The following is a 17,983-nucleotide window of genomic DNA, read 5'->3' on the forward strand; positions in this document are numbered from 1 at the left end:
CCGGGGACAAACAAAAAGGGGCGACACCGCGTGGTGCCGCCCCCGAGGGTAGGTCAGGCCGTAGCGTTACTCGCCGCGTGCCGGCTCACCGAAGCGAAGGCCGAGCGTCAGGCGGACCGAGCGTGGTGCCTGATAGCCCAGCACCTTCGCGTACTGGGTATTGAGCGCACCACCGGCCAAGTTGCCGAATTCATTGTAATCCAGCTTCGACTTGAAGTTGAACACGTTGAAAATGTCGACGCTCATGAAGCTGCCAGGCAGCGCCGCGATGTCATACTGCACGTTCATGTCGATCTGCTTGCGCCACTGGCTCTTGAACGCCGTGCTCCGGTCGACAAGGTATGACGTCCGCGTGGGGTCCGCCGGATCGACGAAGCTCGGACGGTCCGCAAACTGCGGCTGCGTGCAATAATAGCTCGCATTGTCATACTGGAACGCAAAGTTGTTCGAGTCGTAGTGCTGGCCGATGCACGAGAACTTGCGCGGTGATTCGAACAGCATGTTGGCACCGATGCTGATCGACTTGGTCAATCGGTAGCTTCCGAACAGCTTGAACGAATGCGCGCGGCCGTTGGCAAGCGTGCCGTATGCGCCATCGAGCAGACCGGGCTGATCGAAGTCCTGCGTCAGGCCCGCATCGTCCTGGCCGTTGTCGGACTTGACCGCGCCTTCATAGTTACCGCGCAGCTTAGTGTAGGTGTACGAACCGCGCAGATACCAGCCGTTGGACGGCGCCTTTTCGAACTCGAACTGAACGCTGTCGTATTTGCGAACCGCCTTCGGATAGCCGAGGTCGGCCGCCGACAGCGTCGCGACCTGGCACTGCCGCGCATCGGCCGTGCAATCGCCATCGAGCCGCACCTGAATGTCCTGGCCGGGGTTGGCGAGCACATACTGGTGGAAGCCGGTGAACACGTCGCCGCATCCATTGATGCCTTCGCGATCGCAATAGGACAGGACCGCGGCATCGATCGCGACATCGTCCAGCGTCCGCCCCAGGCGACGGTTGATGTACGTCACCCCGAACGTCCAGTCACCGAGACGCTGCTGCGCACCGATCGTCCATTCATCCGTGTAGCTCGGCTTGAGCGAAGAGGACACGAGCGTGTCCGTGGGCCCAAGCACGCCATCTGACGTGATGCTGTTGCAGCTCTGTCCGGCATCGGGACCAACGGCCGGACATGCACCGGAGACACCGCCCGTACGCACGTTGAGTCCCTGGATGTTACCCAGCGCATCATAGGTGAGCCCGGCAGGCAAGCCGTTCGCATCGAACACCGCCGGGTTGACACCGGTTGGGTAGGCGAAGCGCTGGCGATAATAGAGTTCGGCCCCGCCCAGGCGGATGTTGGTGTTGGTCGCCACCGGCAGGAAGTACCGGCTCCACGAACCGCGGATCGTGGTCCGCTTGTCACCGAAGACGTCGAACGCCGCACCGAGACGCGGGCCCCACTGGTTGCCGGACTTGTTGAACGTCGTGCCCTCAAGCGTATCGTTGCTGAAGCGATCGTTGCGCAGACCGAGCTGCAGCGTCAGGCGATCGTTGATCAGCGACCAGTTGTCCTGAATGTAATAGGACTCGTTCTTTGACTTCCACGTGCCTTCGTTCACGTAGTTGTACCGATAGACATAGGTCGGTGCGAGAACATAGCGGTACGTGCCGGCGTAGCGCGTATCGGTCGTCGAGGTCAGCTTTTCCTGTTCGTACCCGAACCGGAAATGATGCGATCCCAACAGCTTGACGTAGATATCGCCATCCGCGCGCATGAACTTTCGAACGTCTTCGTCCGTGCTGAGTCCGCTGTCGAAACCACGCGCCGTCGTGGTCGTGCCGGTCAGGGTGCTTTGGATAAGCGACTGAACGGGCGTAGGGGTGAACGATCGATTATCGTGATTTTCGCCGTACGCCGCAGACAGCGTCAGCCACTTGCTAAACTGGCCCGTATAGCTGCCGACGAAATTGTCGCCGCCCGACTTCTCGATGATGTCACCGATCGGCGCGCCGATGGCGCCGGTCGTGCCGTTGAACGCATCATACCGTGTCCTGACCGTCTGCGCGTTGCGGAAATAGGTGCCTTCGAGACGATGACCATCGGTGATGATCGCATCGATCTTGCCGCCGAAGAACGGCGAACTGTTGGTCTCCGTCAGGCGCTGGCCTGCGGTGATGCTGCTGTTCTGCGTCTTGCTGTAGTTGGGATTGTACAGGCCGTAGAAGAACAGCCGATCCTTGATGATCGGTCCGCTCAGGTAGAAATTGGCTTCGACATTATCGACATAGTCGGTCTGGTTGTAGGCGGCGTAGGTGTTGGGCGAATCGTCGCGCAGACCGTCCGGCGAGAATGCGACGATCGCACCGGCCTTCAGCGTGTTGGAGCCCGACTTGGTCACGGTGGTAGTGAACCCACCCAGCGCGCGGCCGTATTCGGCGGACAGGCCGAACGTCTTGACGTCGAGGCTCTGGTAGAATTCGATCGGCGGATACTGGCCGCCGACGAAGTTGCGGAAGTTCGTGACGTTCAGGCCGTTCACGTAATACTGGTTCTCGGCGATCGTCGCGCCGCTCAGCGAAGCAAGATTGCCGAACGTGGTATCGCCCGCGGTCGCACCCGGCGCGAGCAGCGTCAGCGCGGTCTGGTTGCGGGCGATCGGCGTGCTGTTCAGCAGGTCGCTCACGTTGCCGATCGCGAGACCGCCAGTGTTGGTGCTGAAATCATTGCCGCGCACGGCGCGACCGGTAACGACGATCTCGGCGCCATCCGCGGGTGTACCGGCAGCGACCGCCGCCACAGTGAAGGTGTAGGTCGCGCTCGAACCTGCGACTACCGAGACGTTGCGATCGATGACCGACTGAAAGCCGGGCGATGCGACCGTCACTGAATAAGAGCCCACCGGCAGCGCCGGGACGCGGAAACCGCCGTCCGCAGAAATCGGCGCGGTGCGCGTGAAGCCCTGTGCGTTCGACACGACGGTCACGGTACCGCCGGAAACGCGGGTGCCTTCAGGCGTGTTCACCACACCCACCAGGGCGCCGTTCGTGAAATCCTGCGCTGCCGCCGGAGCCGATACGATTGCGGCCCCGGCAAGACCGGCGCCCATCAGCGCCAACGCCTGTAGCGCGGCACCGCCACGGAAATAACTCGATGTCTTGGTCACTGGCACATCCCTCGCTGATCCCCGTCGCAGCGGCTTTGCCGTCTGCGCCAAGGCGTTTGCCGTCCCCTTTCGATCGCGCCGACCGCGACTCCCGAGAGACATGACGCGGAGATGAACAAATAGTCATATTACTGTAAAGGTTGGTTTTGTAATCGTATGACACTTTCCCCTGACCTGTAGCGAAAATGGCACAGGTACTGGCCCTGTTTTGTAATCAACCGCCCGTTTAAGCGGCAGGCTTTGTGCGTTGCACAATTATCAGACAGCGCTGCTACCGTATCGGTTGCGTAACGAGCATGGGATCGAGCTTTGCTGCGTTCCAACGCAGGGCCCAGTGCAGATGTGGGCCGGTAGCCCTGCCGGTCATGCCGACGGCGCCGATCGGCTGACCTTGACGGACGTGATCGCCCTGCCTCACGTCGATGCGGGAGAGATGCAGGAAGGCGCTGTTCAAGCCCATGCCGTGGTCGAGCATCAGCAGGTTCCCCTCCAGCGTGAAGGAGTGGTCCGCGGCGAGGATCACGACGCCGTCGGCGGGGGCGGTGACGATCGTGCCGGTGGGGACGGCGATGTCGGTGCCCGAGTGATAGCTGCCGGGTTCGCCCTTGTAGACGCGCTGCGATCCGAACAGCCCGGAGATGCGGCCGGTGGCGGGCCAGGCGAAGGACTGTCGCCAGCCTTGCGCGTCGGTAGTGCGGGCGCGGGCGGCGACGATCTGCGCGAGTTCGGGCGGGCGAAGCTTGGCGAACACCGGGTCGGGCGTGGGGAATTTCGGGAGCGTGTCGAGGCGCTCGATCCGCCAGCCGCGCGGCGCGATCGCAAGATTTTGGATGACACTCCGACCGTCTGCGAGTGTCGCGACGAGCGATGCTTGCCGCGCTGCATCGCGATCGAAACCGGCAACGAAGTGGCCGTCGGGAGAGAGCGCGACCGGCTTGCCGTCGAGCATGAGCGTCCGGGTACCGGCGGGCGCAGTGCCAAGGATCAGCCCGCCCTGGCTGAGCGTGCCGGTCCAGCGGAACGCGGACTGGCTTGCGGTGGTTGGGGGCGGCGCGTCCTGGGCGGCGGCACTGGATGCAGCCAGCAGGACGAGCGCCGCCGCGCGGATCATCGCGGCGCCATCGCTTCGCTGGCGGCGGCGGCGGTGGCGTAGGCTTCCTGGCGCGCGACGCTCCAGTAGCGCAGGTCTTCGAGCGCGATGCGGTGGCCGGTCGCGGCGCAGGCGACGTGGTCGCCGGGGCTGAGCACGCGGAAACCGTTGGCCATATAGTGCAGGCGCGCGGCGCGGTCGGAGTTGGACATCAGCATGGCGGGTCTTCTCTACAGCAGGGTCGGCTGGCGCGGCGCCGGATCGGGCGCGGCCTTTGCCTTGGGGGCAGCATAGGTTTTGGCGGCGGGGCGCTCAAGGCCGGTGTCCGTCACCGCGTCCACCACGCCATCGCGGAAGTGGAGCGTCAACGTCCCCGCGTCGCGCGCCGACATGGCCGAGGCGAGCGTTTCGCCGCCGGGCCGTGCGGTGACGCGGGCATAGCCGCGGTCGAGGATCGCGTCGGGGTTGAGCGACTGGACGAGCCGCCACGTCGCATCGAGCTGCGCGCGCTTGGCTTCGAGCTTGCGCTCCAGCGTGGCGGGACGCAGCGCTGCGCCCGAGCGATCGAGACTGCCGCGCGCGAGGGTCAGCCTACGCTCCAGCCCGCGATCCAGACGCTGGCCGAAATCGTCCGCGCGCTGGCGTTGCGGCCCGAGCAACTGGTCGCGCTTAGGCAGCAACCGCGCGAGCGCATCCAGCCGCTCACGCCCACGCTCGACATGACGCCGCGCACACCGCTCGGTACGGTTGCGGTGGCTGTCGATCGTCAGGCGCAAGTCGGCGAGCACAGGCACTGCGATCTCGGCCGCAGCCGTTGGTGTCGGCGCGCGCAGATCGGCGGCGAAATCACACAGGGTTGTATCGGTCTCGTGCCCGACAGCGGAGATGATCGGGATCGTACAGGCGGCGACCGCGCGGACGACGACCTCTTCATTGAACGACCAGAGATCCTCGACCGAACCACCCCCGCGCGCGACGATCACGAGGTCGGGGCGCGGCACCGGGCCGCCGGGCTGAATCGCGTCGAACCCGCGGACTGCGGCGGCGATCTCCCCGGCGGAACCCTCGCCCTGCACCTTGACCGGCCAGACGATGACGTGCGTCGGGCAGCGATCCTCTAGCCGGTGGAGGATGTCGCGGATCACCGCGCCGGTGCCCGAGGTGACGACGCCGATCACCTTCGGCATGAACGGCAGCCGCTTTTTCCGCGTGCCGTCGAACAGTCCCTCGCCCGCCAGCTTCGCCTTCAGTTTCTCGAGCAGCGCCATCAGCGCGCCGGCGCCGGCCAGCTCCATCCGCTCGATAACGATCTGGTATTTCGAGCGGCCGGGATAGGTGGTGAGCTTGCCGGTCGCGATCACCTCGATGCCGTCCTGCGGCACGAAGGCGAGGCTCGACGCATTGCCCTTCCAGATGACGCCGTCGATCACCGCCTGGTCGTCTTTCAGCGACATGTAGCAATGCCCGGAGGCGACGCGTTTCCAGCCCGAGATTTCGCCGCGCAGCCGGACATGGCCGAACTCGCCCTCGACCATCCGCTTCAGCTTGAACGCGAGTTCGCCGACCGACATGGCGAGTGCGTTGTCGCCGGGGACTTGCTCGGCTACCAGCCGGCCCATGTCGCTGGACAATTCATCGGAAAAGGGATCGGGCATGAACGTCCTGCTGCTGGGCTCGGGGGGGCGCGAACATGCGCTCGCGTGGAAGCTGGTGCAATCTCGCGGCCTCGATACGCTGTATGCCGCGCCGGGCAACCCCGGGATCGCGCGCGTTGCGACGCTCGTGCCGCTCGATGCGACGGATCACGCCGCCGTCGTCGCGTTCGTGCGCGAGCATGAGGTGGGGCTGGTCGTGATCGGGCCGGAGGCGCCGCTGGTCGACGGGCTGGCGGACTCGCTGCGCGCTGCGGACGTTCCGGTGTTCGGGCCCTCGAAGGCGGCAGCGCAGCTCGAGGGGTCGAAGGGCTTCACCAAGGACCTGTGCCTTCGTGCCGGCATTCCGACCGCGGGCTATGTCCGTGTGAAGAGCCGCGAAGAGGCGGATATCGCGCTCGCCCGCACCTTCTCGCTGCCGGTCGTCATCAAGGCGGACGGGCTCGCCGCGGGCAAGGGCGTCGTCATCGCGTTCAGCGCGGCCGAAGCCGATGCCGCGCTCGACGCGCTGTTCGCCGACGGGGAAGCCGAGGCGGTGATCGAGGAATTCCTCGAGGGCGAGGAGGCGAGCCTCTTCGTGTTGACCGACGGCGTGTCGCTGATGCCGTTCGGCTCCGCGCAGGATCACAAGCGCGTCGGCGAGGGCGATACCGGGCCGAACACCGGCGGAATGGGCGCGTACAGCCCTGCGCTCGTCCTGACGCCAGCGCTGGAGAAGCGCGCGATCGACGAGATCGTCGCGCCGACCGTGGCGGCGATGGCGGCCGAGGGCATGCCGTTCTCGGGCGTGCTGTACGCTGGTCTGATGCTGACGCCGCAGGGGCCGAAACTTATCGAGTATAACGCGCGGTTCGGGGATCCCGAGACGCAGGTGCTGATGATGCGCTTCCAGGGCGATCTGCTCGCGACGATGCTGGCGACCGCGGAAGGGCGGCTCGGCGAGATGCCGCCGGCGCAGTTCAGCGACGAAACCGCGCTGACGGTAGTGATGGCGGCGGACGGCTATCCGGGCACGCCCAAGTCCGGTGGCGCGATCGTCGGGCTGGATTCCGCACGAGCCGCGGGCGGTACGCTGTTCCATGCAGGCACGCGGCTGGAAGATGGCGGGCTGGTCGCATCGGGCGGGCGCGTGCTCGCCGTGACCGCGACCGGCGAGGACGTCGCGACGGCGCAGGCCAACGCCTACCGCGCGGTTGAGGCGATCGACTTCGCGGAAGGCTTCTACCGCCGCGACATCGGCTGGCGCGAAATCGCACGCGGGTGATGCACGCCTGATCCTCCCCCGCCAGGGGGAGGTGGCTGGCTCTTGCCAGACGGAGGGGGAGGTAGGCAAAACCCCTGTTCCGTTTCCTCCCCCTCCGTCACCTTCGGCGACACCTCCCCCTTGCGGGGGAGGATCGTCAGGTACGAGCCAGCCGATTAGGTCTCGCCGCCCTTCGCGCGTGACGCTACGGTATGGTAATGAACGAAACTTCCGCGACCTCCGCCTCGGGCCTGAGCCTGCTGCCCGACGGCATCGCCACGCTGACGGCGATCCACTTCACGATCATCGCCGTGGTAGCGATCCTCGTCGTGATCGGCTTGCTCTGGGGCATCAAAGCCAAGCGCAGCCGCGTGAAAGCATCGCGCGACGTGATCTCGAATGCCGAAGAAGCCGGCGTCCCGCCCGAGCCGATCTCGGCAAAACCACCTGAGCCGATTGCAGCGAAACCAGAGGTCGAGCCACGCAAAGCCGAGCAATCCCAGGCACAGACGCAGACGCCAATCGCGCCGTCTGCGCCGCCCCCGTCTGCGCCACCCGTACGCAGTGCGCCCGAACCTACGCCGGTCTTGCGCGACGACGATGCGCCGGAAACGCACGACCGTCTGGCCGACGAACCAATCGCCGCCGCCTCGCCCCTGGAGGCAAGCCCGGCAACCGAAACTGCCGCACCCGCACCCACAGCGCCACCCGAACAGGCGCCGATCGCACCGGCAGCACCGACACAAGCGTATGCCGACGGTCCCGTCACGCAGTTGAAGGGGCTAGGGCCGAAGGTTGCGGCCCAGCTTGGCACGCTTGGCGTTTCGACGGTCGGCGAGATGGCCGCGCTGTCGGACAGCGAGGCGCAACGTATCGACGCGCAGCTCGGCAACTTCACCGGCCGGATGGGCCGCGATCGCTGGATCGAGCAGGCGCGGTTGCTGGCGGCTGGCGACAAGGCCGGCTTCGAAGCGGTGTTCGGCAAGCTTTAAGCTACTCGCGCGGGGCGGCGCAGGCTCGCGACTCGATCGGTTAACCTCGATCCGCCTGCGCGGATGACGATTGGCTCTATGCTCCACGCGCGCCGACGGGCATGCCGGGCGCGTCGCATCTCGATGTAGGAGCGCGGCCGATAACAGGGCGATGAGGGCACATGCTGGTAACGATGAGCGCAATGCTGTTGACGGCTGCCCCCGTTCATGTGGCGGCCGTACCGATCGCGTTGCCGGGCGACGCTGCTAGCGTTGCGCTGCCCGGCGCGGTGCTGTCGCCCTTTTCCAACGACTTCTCAGACGCCGCGTCGATGGCGGTTTCGCCGCTCGCGCTGGCTGCGTCGCTTCCCGTGATCGAGATTTTTGCCCAAGGGCTGCCGACGCAGGACATCCCGCCGGTCGGCCCTGCTCCGGTGGGAACCCCGCCTGCCCAGCGAACTCCCAATGACATCATCGTCACCGGCCGGAAGGAGAGCGCAGGCGATCCGCTGCGTGCGGTCAACGCCGAGTCGTTTGCGGTAACGCAGAAGGTCGACGACGCCGTGATCGGCCCAGTCGCGCGGACCTACAAGAACAACGTGCCGAGCCCGATCCGGCGCGGCATCCACAATTTCCTCTACAATCTGCGCGAGCCGATCGTCTTCCTGAACTTCCTGCTCCAGTTCAAGCCGGGCAAGGCGGCGGAGACGGTCGGGCGGTTCGCGATCAACACGACGATTGGCGCAGCCGGCGTGCTCGACATGGCGAAGCGCAAGCCGTTCCATCTGCCGCGGCGCTCGAACGGGTTCGCCAACACGCTCGGTTATTATGGGGTCAAGAACGGCCCGTTCCTGTTCCTGCCGCTGGTCGGACCGACGACGATCCGCGACCTGTTCGGTGGCGCGATCGATCGCCTGATCTTGCCGGTCGGCGTCGGCAAGCCGTTTACCAGCGCGACATACACTATTCCGGCAGGCATCCTGGGCGCGCTCGACCACCGATCCGAGTTCGACCAGACGCTCAAAGATCTGCACGACAATTCGCCCGATCCCTACGCGGCGACGCGGTCGTTCTATCTCAACCGGCGCCAGGCGGAGATCGATCATCTCCACGGGCGCGTCGAGGGCGATCCGGCGGGGATGTCCGGACCGCCGCCGAGTGTGGTGCCGTTCGTACCAAGCGATCTAGAGCCTGGGGCGAAGCCGGTTTCGGGGACGCCTGAGAAGACCCCAGTGGTCGAGACGCCGGCAGCTGATGCGAAACCCGCGGCCGAAACCGGTCAGTAAAAGAGGACGAAGCCGCTCCCCCTCCTGTCGCGCCCCCCGTTCGTGCTGAGTAGAGACCGAATAGCTCCGTCAGGAGCGTATCGAGGGCTCGTATCGAAGCATGGGTTCCGCACCCCAACCTGTCCTTCGATACGCCGCTTCGACAAGCTCAGAGGCTACTCGGGACGAATGGACTGTGGGGATCAGCGCATCTTCGCGCGTGTGGCACGAGTACCTGAGTGAAGAGCGACTACCCACCCTACCCAATCACCACCCCGGCGGAGGCCGGGGCCCAGTTGGGGAACGTTGCAAACTGGAGGTAGCGCTTCGTTACTGCGAACTTGCCAACTGGGCCCCGGCCTCCGCCGGGGTGGTGCAGAACGGAGACGCCGTGTTCGACCTTACCCGCGCCGCGCTAGCCCCTCAGACTTCGCTCACCAGCAGCTTGTCGATCCGCCGGCCGTCAAGATCGATGATCTCGAACTTCCAGCCCTGTTCGACGAAGCTCTCACCCTCGCCTGGCAGATGGCGAAACACCGACAGGGCCAGCCCTGCGACCGTCGCGTAGTCGCGGTCCTCCGGAAGGTCGATGCCAAGGCGGTCGGCGAGCGAATCCGCCGCCATCGTGCCCGCCACCAGCAGCGAGCCGTCGTCGCGCACCACGACCGAAGGCGCATCGTCCGGATCAGAGTCCGACTTGAACTCGCCGGCGATCGCCGCGAGCAGATCGGCCGGCGTGACGATACCCTCGAAATGCCCGTATTCGTCGTGGATCAGCGCCATCGGCACTTCGGCTTCGCGCAACGCCAGGAGCGCATCCATCGCATCGATCTGGTCGATTACGACGGGGGCTTTGCGCATCAGCGCGCGCAGGTCGATCGGCTCGCCGCGGAACAGCGCTGCTGCGATGTCGCGCGCCTGGACGACGCCCTTGACCGCATCGATCGAGCCTTCGCCGACCGGCAGGCGGGTGTGCTGCGACGCGAGCAAAGTCTCGCGGATCTCGTCGGGGCCCCAGTCGCAGTCGAGCCAGTCGATCTCGGTGCGCGGCGTCATCACCTCGCGGACCGGGCGATCCGCAAGGCGGACGACGCCCGAGATGATCGAGCGCTCATGCTCCTCGATCACGCCCGACTTGGAGGCCTCGGCGACGATCAGATGAAGCTCTTCGGCCGTGACATGCTCTTCGGTCTCGCGGTTGAGCCGGAGGAGGCGGAAGATCAGCGCGCTGGTCGAATCGAGCACCCAGACGATCGGCGCGGTGCCGATCGCGAGCCAGCGCATAACGGGCGCCATGAACGAGGCGATCGCCTCGGGCGCGCGCAACGCGAACTGCTTGGGGACGAGCTCGCCGATGATCAGCGAGGCGTAGGTGGTAAGGCCGATGACGATCGCGAACCCGGCGGTCTCGGCGGTCGAGGCGGACAGGCCCCACGCCTGCAACCGCGCGGCGGTCGGCATGCCGAGGCTCGAGCCCGAATAGGCACCCGCGAGGATGCCGATCAGCGTGATGCCGATCTGGACGGTCGAGAGGAACTTGCCGGGATCGGCAGCGAGCACGAGTGCGGCGCGCGCGCCCTTCTTGCCCGAGCGCGCCATCGCCTCGAGCCGCGCTTTCCGCGCGGAGACGATCGCGAGTTCGCTCATCGCGAACACGCCGTTCAACGCGACGAGCGCGAGGATGATCGCGACGTCGATCCAGGGGAAGGGGGGAAGCGGTGCCATTGGCTCCCCGCCTCTTTGCAGGACAACGGCCGGTCGCACAACCGTCCTTGCGCGTGGGATGGTGCATACTCGACATCGGACCGCGAAGATGGTCAGGCTCGGTTCAGTGCGCAGGCGGAACAATCGTCGTGACACTGGGTTATCGGGCGTATTGGGCACGAAGCCGTCATTCGTCATGTCTCAGGGAGATTATCTATGAAAACCAAGATGTTCGCAGGCGCTGCGCTTGCCGCGCTGATCGCCACCAGCGGCTGCACCACCGATCCGGAGACCGGTCGCCAGACGATTTCGAAGACCGCACTGGGCGGAATCGGTGGCGCGCTCGGTGGCTATCTGCTCGGCGACGTGGTCGGTGGACGGCATGACCGGACCGAGAAGCTGCTCGGCGCGGGCATCGGTGGTCTCGCGGGTGCCGGCATCGGCGCGTACATGGACAAGCAGGAGCGCGATCTGCGCGCGCGCACTGCCGGCACCGACGTGCAGGTGATCCGTCAGGGCGACGACCTGGTGCTCAACATCCCGTCGGGCATCACCTTCGCGTATGACAGCGCCAACGTGCAGCCGCAGTTCCAGCGGACGCTCGACCAAGTTGCCGACACGCTGTCGCAGTACAACCAGACCTATGTCGACGTGTACGGGCATACCGATTCGACGGGCAGCGATGCGTACAACCAGACGCTGTCGGAGCGTCGTGCGCGCTCGGTTGCGGATTACCTGTCGGGGCACGGCGTTCAGGCGGCGCGTATCGGCACGCGTGGTTACGGCAAGACGCAGCCGATCGCGTCGAACGACACCGATGCGGGTCGGGCGGCTAACCGTCGCGTCGAGGTGAAGATCGTGCCGATCACGCAGAACGATCTGCGCCAGTAAGGGCGCTGCCCTCGGTTGATCCTCCCCCGCAAGGGGGAGGTGTCGCCGAAAGTGACCGAGGGGGAGGAACACGCAACGAAAGTTGCCCTGTCCTCCCCCTCCGGCTGGGAAGCGCCAGCCACCTCCCCCTGGCGGGGGAGGATTAAGCTTTAGAACAGCCGGCCGCCGTTCGGGACGTGTCCGGTCGGCGAGATCAGTACCACCTTCCCGTCCGCATCGGGGAAGCCGAGCGTCAGGACTTCGGACATCATCGGCCCGATCTGGCGTGGCGGGAAGTTGACCACCGCGGCGACCTGCCGTCCAACCAGCGTCTCCGGCGTATAATGCTCGGTGATCTGCGCGGACGAGCGCTTCACGCCGATCTCGTCGCCGAAATCGATGCGTAGCTTGATCGCCGGCTTGCGCGCTTCGGGGAAGGGTTCGGCCTCGACGATCGTGCCGACGCGGATGTCGACCTTCTCGAAATCCGGATACGCGATCGGCTCAGAAATCGACATTGTCGTAGTGCGCCGGGGGTGAGATCAGCTCCATCCGTTCGGACAGCAGCGGGCGGAAGCTCGGGCGGCTCTTGAAGCCGCGATACCAGCGCGCGGTCTGGTCGTGGCCCTTCCAGTCGATCCCGCCGAGGTAATCGGTGACCGAGATCTGCGCCGCCGCCGCGAGATCGGCGAGGCTCATCGTCGCGCCGCCCAGCCAGTTCCGGTGATCGAGCAGGTAATCCATGTAATCGAGATGCCCGACCGCGGCCTTCATCGCCTCGCGCAGGCCCTTCGCGTCAGGCGCAGTCCGGTGCGCGAGGCGCTTGACCATGCGTTCGTGGAGCAAGGGCCCGGTCACGTCGCGGTAGAAATGCGTGTCGAACCATGTGACCAAGCGGCGGATCTCGGCGCGGTTGGTCGCGGTGCCGTTGATCATCGCCGCCTTCTCGACGGTTTCCTCGAAGAATTCGCAGATCGCCATCGAATCGATCAGCGGCGCCACGCCACGCGACGCGTCGACCATCACCGGGGTCTGGCCGGCGGGGTTCATGTCCATGAACTCGTCGCGGCGATCCCAGGGCGATTCGCGGACCAGTTCGTAGCCGACCCCCTTCTCGCCCAGCAGCAGGCGCACCTTTCGCGAGAAGGGACACAGGGGGAATTGATAAAGCTGCCACATGCCATCCGTTTAGGCGGTGGGGGGCGGCTGTGTCACTAGCGCGGGTTGGGTGGCGCGTAAGAAGATTTGGTTCACGCGGAGGCGCGGAGACGCGGAGGTGTTGCGCTTGTCGCGAAGCCCGCATTTCTGCAACGCGCGTTGGAGTGCAAGCAGCCCGTTCTGGGCGAAACCCCCTCCGCGCCTCTGCGCGAACCAACTTACTTCTCCCCTGCACCTCCCCGGCGGAGGCCGGGCCCAGTTGGAAAGGTCGCAGTAACGAAGCGCCGTCCTTCGTTAGCGACGCCCCCCAACTGGGCCCCGGCCTTCGCCGGGGTGGTGTGAGGGTTTGGGCTACTCAGCGGCCACCAGTTCCGCGCTGTCGTCGAGCGGGTGGCTCAGGCGCGTCAGCATTTCCTTCGGCACGATCTGCCAGAAATGCGGAGCCACGCGGTCCCAATCTTCGAGCAGGCCCTTCGACCATTTGCTGTCGGTGTGGTCTGCATGATCTCGCACCAAGTCGAGCAGCACGTCGGCCCAGTGGAGTGACTTCACCCGAGCCCAGGTGATGTTCTCCGGGTTGGCACGCTTCGCGAACACGTCGTCGGGGTCGTAGACGAACGCCATGCCGCCGGTCATGCCCGCGCCGAAGTTCGCACCGACCGCGCCGAGCACCACGGCGATGCCGTTGGTCATGTACTCGCACCCGTTCGCGCCACAGCCCTCGACGACCACGCTCGCACCCGAGTTGCGGACTGCGAAGCGCTCGCCCGCCTGCCCTGCCGCGAACAGCCGGCCCGAGGTCGCGCCGTACAGCACGGTATTGCCGATGATCGTGTTGTCCTGCGACGCCAACGGCGAACTCACCGCCGGGCGGACGATGATCGTGCCGCCCGAGAGCCCCTTGCCGACGTAATCGTTCGAATCACCGAACACTTCCAAGGTGATGCCCTTGCATAAAAACGCGCCAAGCGATTGCCCCGCAGACCCCCGCAGACGGATCGTCACGTGATCGTCCGCCAGCGTCGACATCCCGAACTTCCGCGTGATCTCGCTCGACAGCCGGGTACCAACCGCGCGGTGCGTGTTGCGCACCGAATAGGTCAGTTGCATCTTCTCGCCGCGCGAGAACACCGCGGACGCGTCCTTGATGATCTGCGCGTCGAGGCTATCGGGCACTTCGTTGCGGAACGTCGACAGGCTGAATCGACGCTGCGAATCGTCCGCATCGACCTTCGCCAGAATCGGATTCAGATCGAGATCGTCGAGATGCTCCGCGCCGCGGCTGACCTGACGCAGCAATTCGGTGCGGCCGATCACGTCGTCGAGGCTCTTCACGCCAAGCCGCGCGAGGATGTCGCGGACTTCCTCGGCGATGAAGGTCATCAGGTTGATAACCTTCTCGGGCGTGCCGACGAACTTCTGGCGCAGCGCATCGTTCTGCGTGCAGATGCCGACCGGACACGTGTTCGAATGGCATTGACGGACCATGATGCAGCCCATCGCGACCAGCGACAGCGTGCCGATGCCGAACTCTTCCGCGCCGAGGATCGCGGCGATGACGATGTCGCGCCCGGTCTTAAGCCCGCCATCGGTGCGCAGCCGCACGCGACCGCGCAGGCCGTTGAGCGTCAACACTTGGTTGACCTCCGACAGCCCCATTTCCCACGGCGTGCCGGCATATTTGATCGAGGTCTGCGGCGACGCGCCTGTGCCGCCGACATGGCCCGCGATCAGGATCACGTCGGCATGCGCCTTCGCCACGCCCGCCGCGACCGTGCCGATCCCCGCCGACGAGACGAGCTTCACGCACACGCGGGCGCGCGGATTGATCTGCTTCAGGTCGTAGATGAGCTGCGCGAGATCTTCGATCGAGTAGATGTCGTGGTGCGGCGGCGGCGAGATCAGCGTCACGCCGGGCGTCGCATGGCGCAGCTTGGCGATGAACTCGGTGACCTTGAAGCCGGGCAGCTGGCCGCCCTCGCCGGGCTTGGCGCCCTGTGCGACCTTGACCTCGATCTCCTCGCACGCATTCAGATATTCCGCCGTGACGCCGAACCGGCCGGACGCGACCTGCTTGATCGACGAGTTGGCGTTGTCGCCGTTCGCGTAGGGCACGAAGCGCGACTTGTCCTCGCCGCCCTCGCCCGACACGGCCTTCGCGCCGATCCGGTTCATCGCGATCGCCAGCGTTTCGTGCGCCTCGGGGCTCAGCGCGCCAAGCGACATGCCGGGCGTCACGAAGCGCTTGCGGATCTCGGTAATCGCCTCGACCTGATCGACCGGCACGCCCTCCGCGGGGAAGTTGAACTGGAGCAGATCGCGCAGATACACCGGCGGCAGGTCGGATACGCCGCGCGAGAATTGCAGATAGCTCGTGTAGCTGTCGGTCGCGACCGCGGTCTGGAGCAGGTGCATCAGCTGCGCGGAATAGGCGTGCGTCTCGCCGGTGTGGCGCTGGCGATAGAAGCCACCGATCGGCAGCGTCGCCACCGTCGGATCGAACGCCGCTTCGTGACGATCGGTCGCGTTGACGTGGAGCGAGGCGTAGCCCTCGCCGCTGATCTTGGCGGGCATGCCGGGGAACAGGTCGTTGACGAGGCTGCGTGACAGGCCGACGGCCTCGAAATTATAGCCGCCGCGGTAGGACGAGATGACCGCGATGCCCATTTTCGACATGATCTTGAGCAGCCCCTCCTCGACCGCGACGCGGTGGCGGCGGAGGCATTCGGCCAGATCGAGATCGCCGAACAGCCCGCGCGACTGGCGATCGACGATCGCGGCCTCGGCAAGATAGGCGTTCACGGTGGTCGCGCCGACGCCGATCAGCACGGCATAATAATGCGTGTCGAGGCACTCCGCCGAACGGACGTTGATCGACGCATAGGAGCGCAGGCCGCGGCGGACGAGGTGCGTGTGGACCGCGGCTACCGCGAGCACGCCGGCGATGCCGACGCGATCTTCGCTGATCGCTTCGTCGGCGAGGAAGATCTCGCTCTTGCCCTGGCGGACGGCTTGTTCGGCTTCGTTGCGGATTCGCTGGATCGCCGCGCGGAGCTTTTCGGGGCCACCACCGACGTCGAACGTGCAGTCGATCTCGGCGACCGCGTTACCGAAATGCGCCTTCAACCGCGACCAATGCTCGCCCGTGAGCACGGGGGAATCCAGCACCAGCACGCGCTCGCGCTGGTCGCGCACGTCGAGGATGTTGGCGAGATTGCCGAACCGCGTCTTGAGCGACATCACGTGGCGCTCGCGCAACGGATCGATCGGCGGGTTGGTGACCTGCGAGAAGTTCTGGCGGAAGAACTGGCTGATGAGGCGCGGCTTGTCCGAGATGACCGCGAGCGGCGTGTCGTCGCCCATCGAGCCGATCGCTTCCTTCGCGGATTCGACCATCGGCGACAGGATCAGCTCCATGTCCTCCATCGTCTGACCCGCGGCAACCTGACGACGTGCTAGCTCGGCACGGTCGTAACGCACCACCGCGTCCTCGACCGAGGGCAGGTCGGCGAGCGTGTGGAATTCGCCGATCATCGCCGCGTAGTCGGCCTCGCCCGAGATGCGATCCTTAACCGCGCGATCCTGCAACAGGATGCCCTCGTCGAGGTCGACCGCGATCATCTCGCCCGGCCCGAGGCGACCCTTGGCGACGACGGTGGATTCGGGAACGACGACCATGCCGCTCTCCGACCCGACGATCAGCAGGCCGTCCGACGTGAGCGTGTAGCGGAGCGGACGCAACGCGTTGCGATCCATGCCGGCGACTGCCCAGCGGCCATCGGTCATCGCCAGCGCGGCGGGGCCGTCCCATGGCTCCATCACGCTCGCGAGATACTGGTACATCGCGGTATGCTCGGGTGGCATGTCCGGGCTGGCGGCTTCGGGGACCAGCATCAGCTTGGCGGTCGGCGCATCGCGGCCCGAACGGCAGATCGCCTCGAACACGGCATCGAGCGCGGCGGTGTCGGACGCGCCGGCGGGGATCACCGGCTTGATGTCCTCCGAATTGTCGCCGAACGCGAGGCTCGCCATGCGGATCTCGTGGCTGAGCATCCAGTTCTTGTTGCCGCGGATCGTGTTGATCTCGCCGTTATGCGCCAGGCAGCGGAACGGTTGCGCCAGCCACCATTGCGGGAAAGTGTTGGTCGAATAGCGCTGATGGAAGATCGCGACGCGGCTCTCGAAGCGCTGGTCGCACAGATCGGGGTAGAAGACAGACAGCGATTCAGCGAGGAACAGCCCCTTGTAGATGATCGAACGGCACGACAGCGAGCAGATGTAGAAACCCTGGATCTGCGCCGCGATCACGCGCTTCTCGATCCGGCGGCGGACGAGATACAGCGTCTTCTCGAACTCGGCGGCGTCCTGCTCCTCGGGCAAGGGCCCGGCGATCATGATCTGCTCGATCTCGGGGCGCGTCGCCTGCGCCTTCTGGCCGATCACCGACACATCGACCGGCACCTGCCGCCAGCCATAGATGGTGTAGCCCGCCTCGATGATCGCGCTCTCGACGATCGTCCGGCAATCCTCCTGCGCGCCGAGATCGGTGCGGGGCAAGAAGATCATGCCGACCGCGAGGCGGTTCGGGCGCACCTTGTGGCCCGAAGCTGCAACCGCATCGTCGAAAAAGCGCAGCGGCAGGTCGATGTGCAGGCCAGCGCCGTCGCCGGTCTTGCCGTCCGCATCGACCGCACCGCGATGCCACACGGCTTTGAGCGCATCGACCGCCGACTGCACGACGCGCCGCGACGCGCGGCCATCGGTGGCGGCGACGAGGCCCACGCCGCAAGCATCACCCTCGAATTCGGGGCGGTACATGCCGTGCTCGGCGAGACGGGCGCGTTCCGCGTCCATGTGGGCGGTGTCCATCTTGG

12 protein-coding genes are annotated in these 17,983 nt (G+C 65.9%); 4 read left to right on the forward strand and 8 right to left on the reverse strand.

The window, feature by feature from the left end; genetic code table 11:
• Positions 1-66: 66 nt before the first annotated feature.
• From O6W96_RS14765 to xseA, 4 genes are all read right to left on the reverse strand, one after another.
• Positions 67-3,156 carry a TonB-dependent receptor gene (locus O6W96_RS14765; protein ID WP_353470273.1) on the reverse strand — a complete coding sequence of 1,030 codons (3,090 nt, stop codon included), beginning with the start codon at positions 3,154-3,156 and terminating at the stop codon, positions 67-69.
• 271 nt (positions 3,157-3,427) lie between these two features.
• Positions 3,428-4,267 carry a M23 family metallopeptidase gene (locus tag O6W96_RS14770; protein WP_353470274.1) on the reverse strand — a complete coding sequence of 280 codons (840 nt, stop codon included), beginning with the start codon at positions 4,265-4,267 and terminating at the stop codon, positions 3,428-3,430.
• A complete protein-coding gene (locus O6W96_RS14775) occupies positions 4,264-4,464 on the reverse strand; it encodes a DUF2093 domain-containing protein (protein WP_055881745.1) in 201 nt (66 codons plus the stop codon). The genes O6W96_RS14770 and O6W96_RS14775 overlap by 4 nt, the downstream gene beginning before the upstream one ends.
• A 12-nt stretch (positions 4,465-4,476) precedes the next feature.
• Positions 4,477-5,901, reverse strand: a complete 1,425-nt coding sequence (gene xseA / locus O6W96_RS14780) for an exodeoxyribonuclease VII large subunit (protein WP_353470275.1) — start codon at positions 5,899-5,901, stop codon at positions 4,477-4,479.
• Between xseA and purD the strand changes: the two genes are divergently transcribed.
• The 3 genes from purD to O6W96_RS14795 all read left to right on the forward strand — a co-directional run bounded on the left by purD (position 5,900) and on the right by O6W96_RS14795 (position 9,398).
• Positions 5,900-7,162, forward strand: a complete 1,263-nt coding sequence (purD, locus tag O6W96_RS14785) for a phosphoribosylamine--glycine ligase (protein WP_353470276.1) — start codon at positions 5,900-5,902, stop codon at positions 7,160-7,162. The genes xseA and purD overlap by 2 nt on opposite strands.
• A 197-nt stretch (positions 7,163-7,359) precedes the next feature.
• Positions 7,360-8,133, forward strand: a complete 774-nt coding sequence (locus O6W96_RS14790; protein WP_353470277.1) for a hypothetical protein — start codon at positions 7,360-7,362, stop codon at positions 8,131-8,133.
• Between the two features lie 161 nt (positions 8,134-8,294).
• A complete protein-coding gene (locus O6W96_RS14795) occupies positions 8,295-9,398 on the forward strand; it encodes an MlaA family lipoprotein (protein ID WP_353470278.1) in 1,104 nt (367 codons plus the stop codon).
• A gap of 402 nt (positions 9,399-9,800) precedes the next feature.
• Here the strand turns inward: O6W96_RS14795 and O6W96_RS14800 are convergent, their stop codons facing one another.
• On the reverse strand, positions 9,801-11,102 hold the full coding sequence (locus O6W96_RS14800; RefSeq protein ID WP_353470279.1) for a hemolysin family protein: 1,302 nt from the start codon (positions 11,100-11,102) through the stop codon (positions 9,801-9,803).
• Between the two features lie 195 nt (positions 11,103-11,297).
• Between O6W96_RS14800 and O6W96_RS14805 the strand changes: the two genes are divergently transcribed.
• Positions 11,298-11,972: an OmpA family protein gene (locus tag O6W96_RS14805; protein WP_093400472.1), complete on the forward strand. Its 675-nt coding sequence runs from the start codon at positions 11,298-11,300 to the stop codon at positions 11,970-11,972.
• A 149-nt stretch (positions 11,973-12,121) separates the two neighbouring features.
• On the opposite strand, the gene O6W96_RS14810 is transcribed toward O6W96_RS14805, so the two are convergent.
• The 3 genes from O6W96_RS14810 to gltB all read right to left on the reverse strand — a co-directional run bounded on the left by O6W96_RS14810 (position 12,122) and on the right by gltB (position 17,978).
• Positions 12,122-12,469 carry a tRNA-binding protein gene (locus tag O6W96_RS14810; protein ID WP_353470280.1) on the reverse strand — a complete coding sequence of 116 codons (348 nt, stop codon included), beginning with the start codon at positions 12,467-12,469 and terminating at the stop codon, positions 12,122-12,124.
• On the reverse strand, positions 12,456-13,130 hold the full coding sequence (locus O6W96_RS14815) for a glutathione S-transferase family protein (RefSeq protein WP_056054264.1): 675 nt from the start codon (positions 13,128-13,130) through the stop codon (positions 12,456-12,458). The genes O6W96_RS14810 and O6W96_RS14815 overlap by 14 nt, the downstream gene beginning before the upstream one ends.
• 330 nt (positions 13,131-13,460) lie before the next feature.
• Positions 13,461-17,978: a glutamate synthase large subunit gene (gltB, locus tag O6W96_RS14820; RefSeq protein ID WP_353470303.1), complete on the reverse strand. Its 4,518-nt coding sequence runs from the start codon at positions 17,976-17,978 to the stop codon at positions 13,461-13,463.
• Positions 17,979-17,983 lie beyond the last annotated feature (5 nt).

Origin of the sequence: Sphingomonas faeni (assembly GCF_040407495.1) — a bacterium.
Classification (GTDB): Bacteria; Pseudomonadota; Alphaproteobacteria; order Sphingomonadales; family Sphingomonadaceae; genus Sphingomonas; species Sphingomonas faeni_D.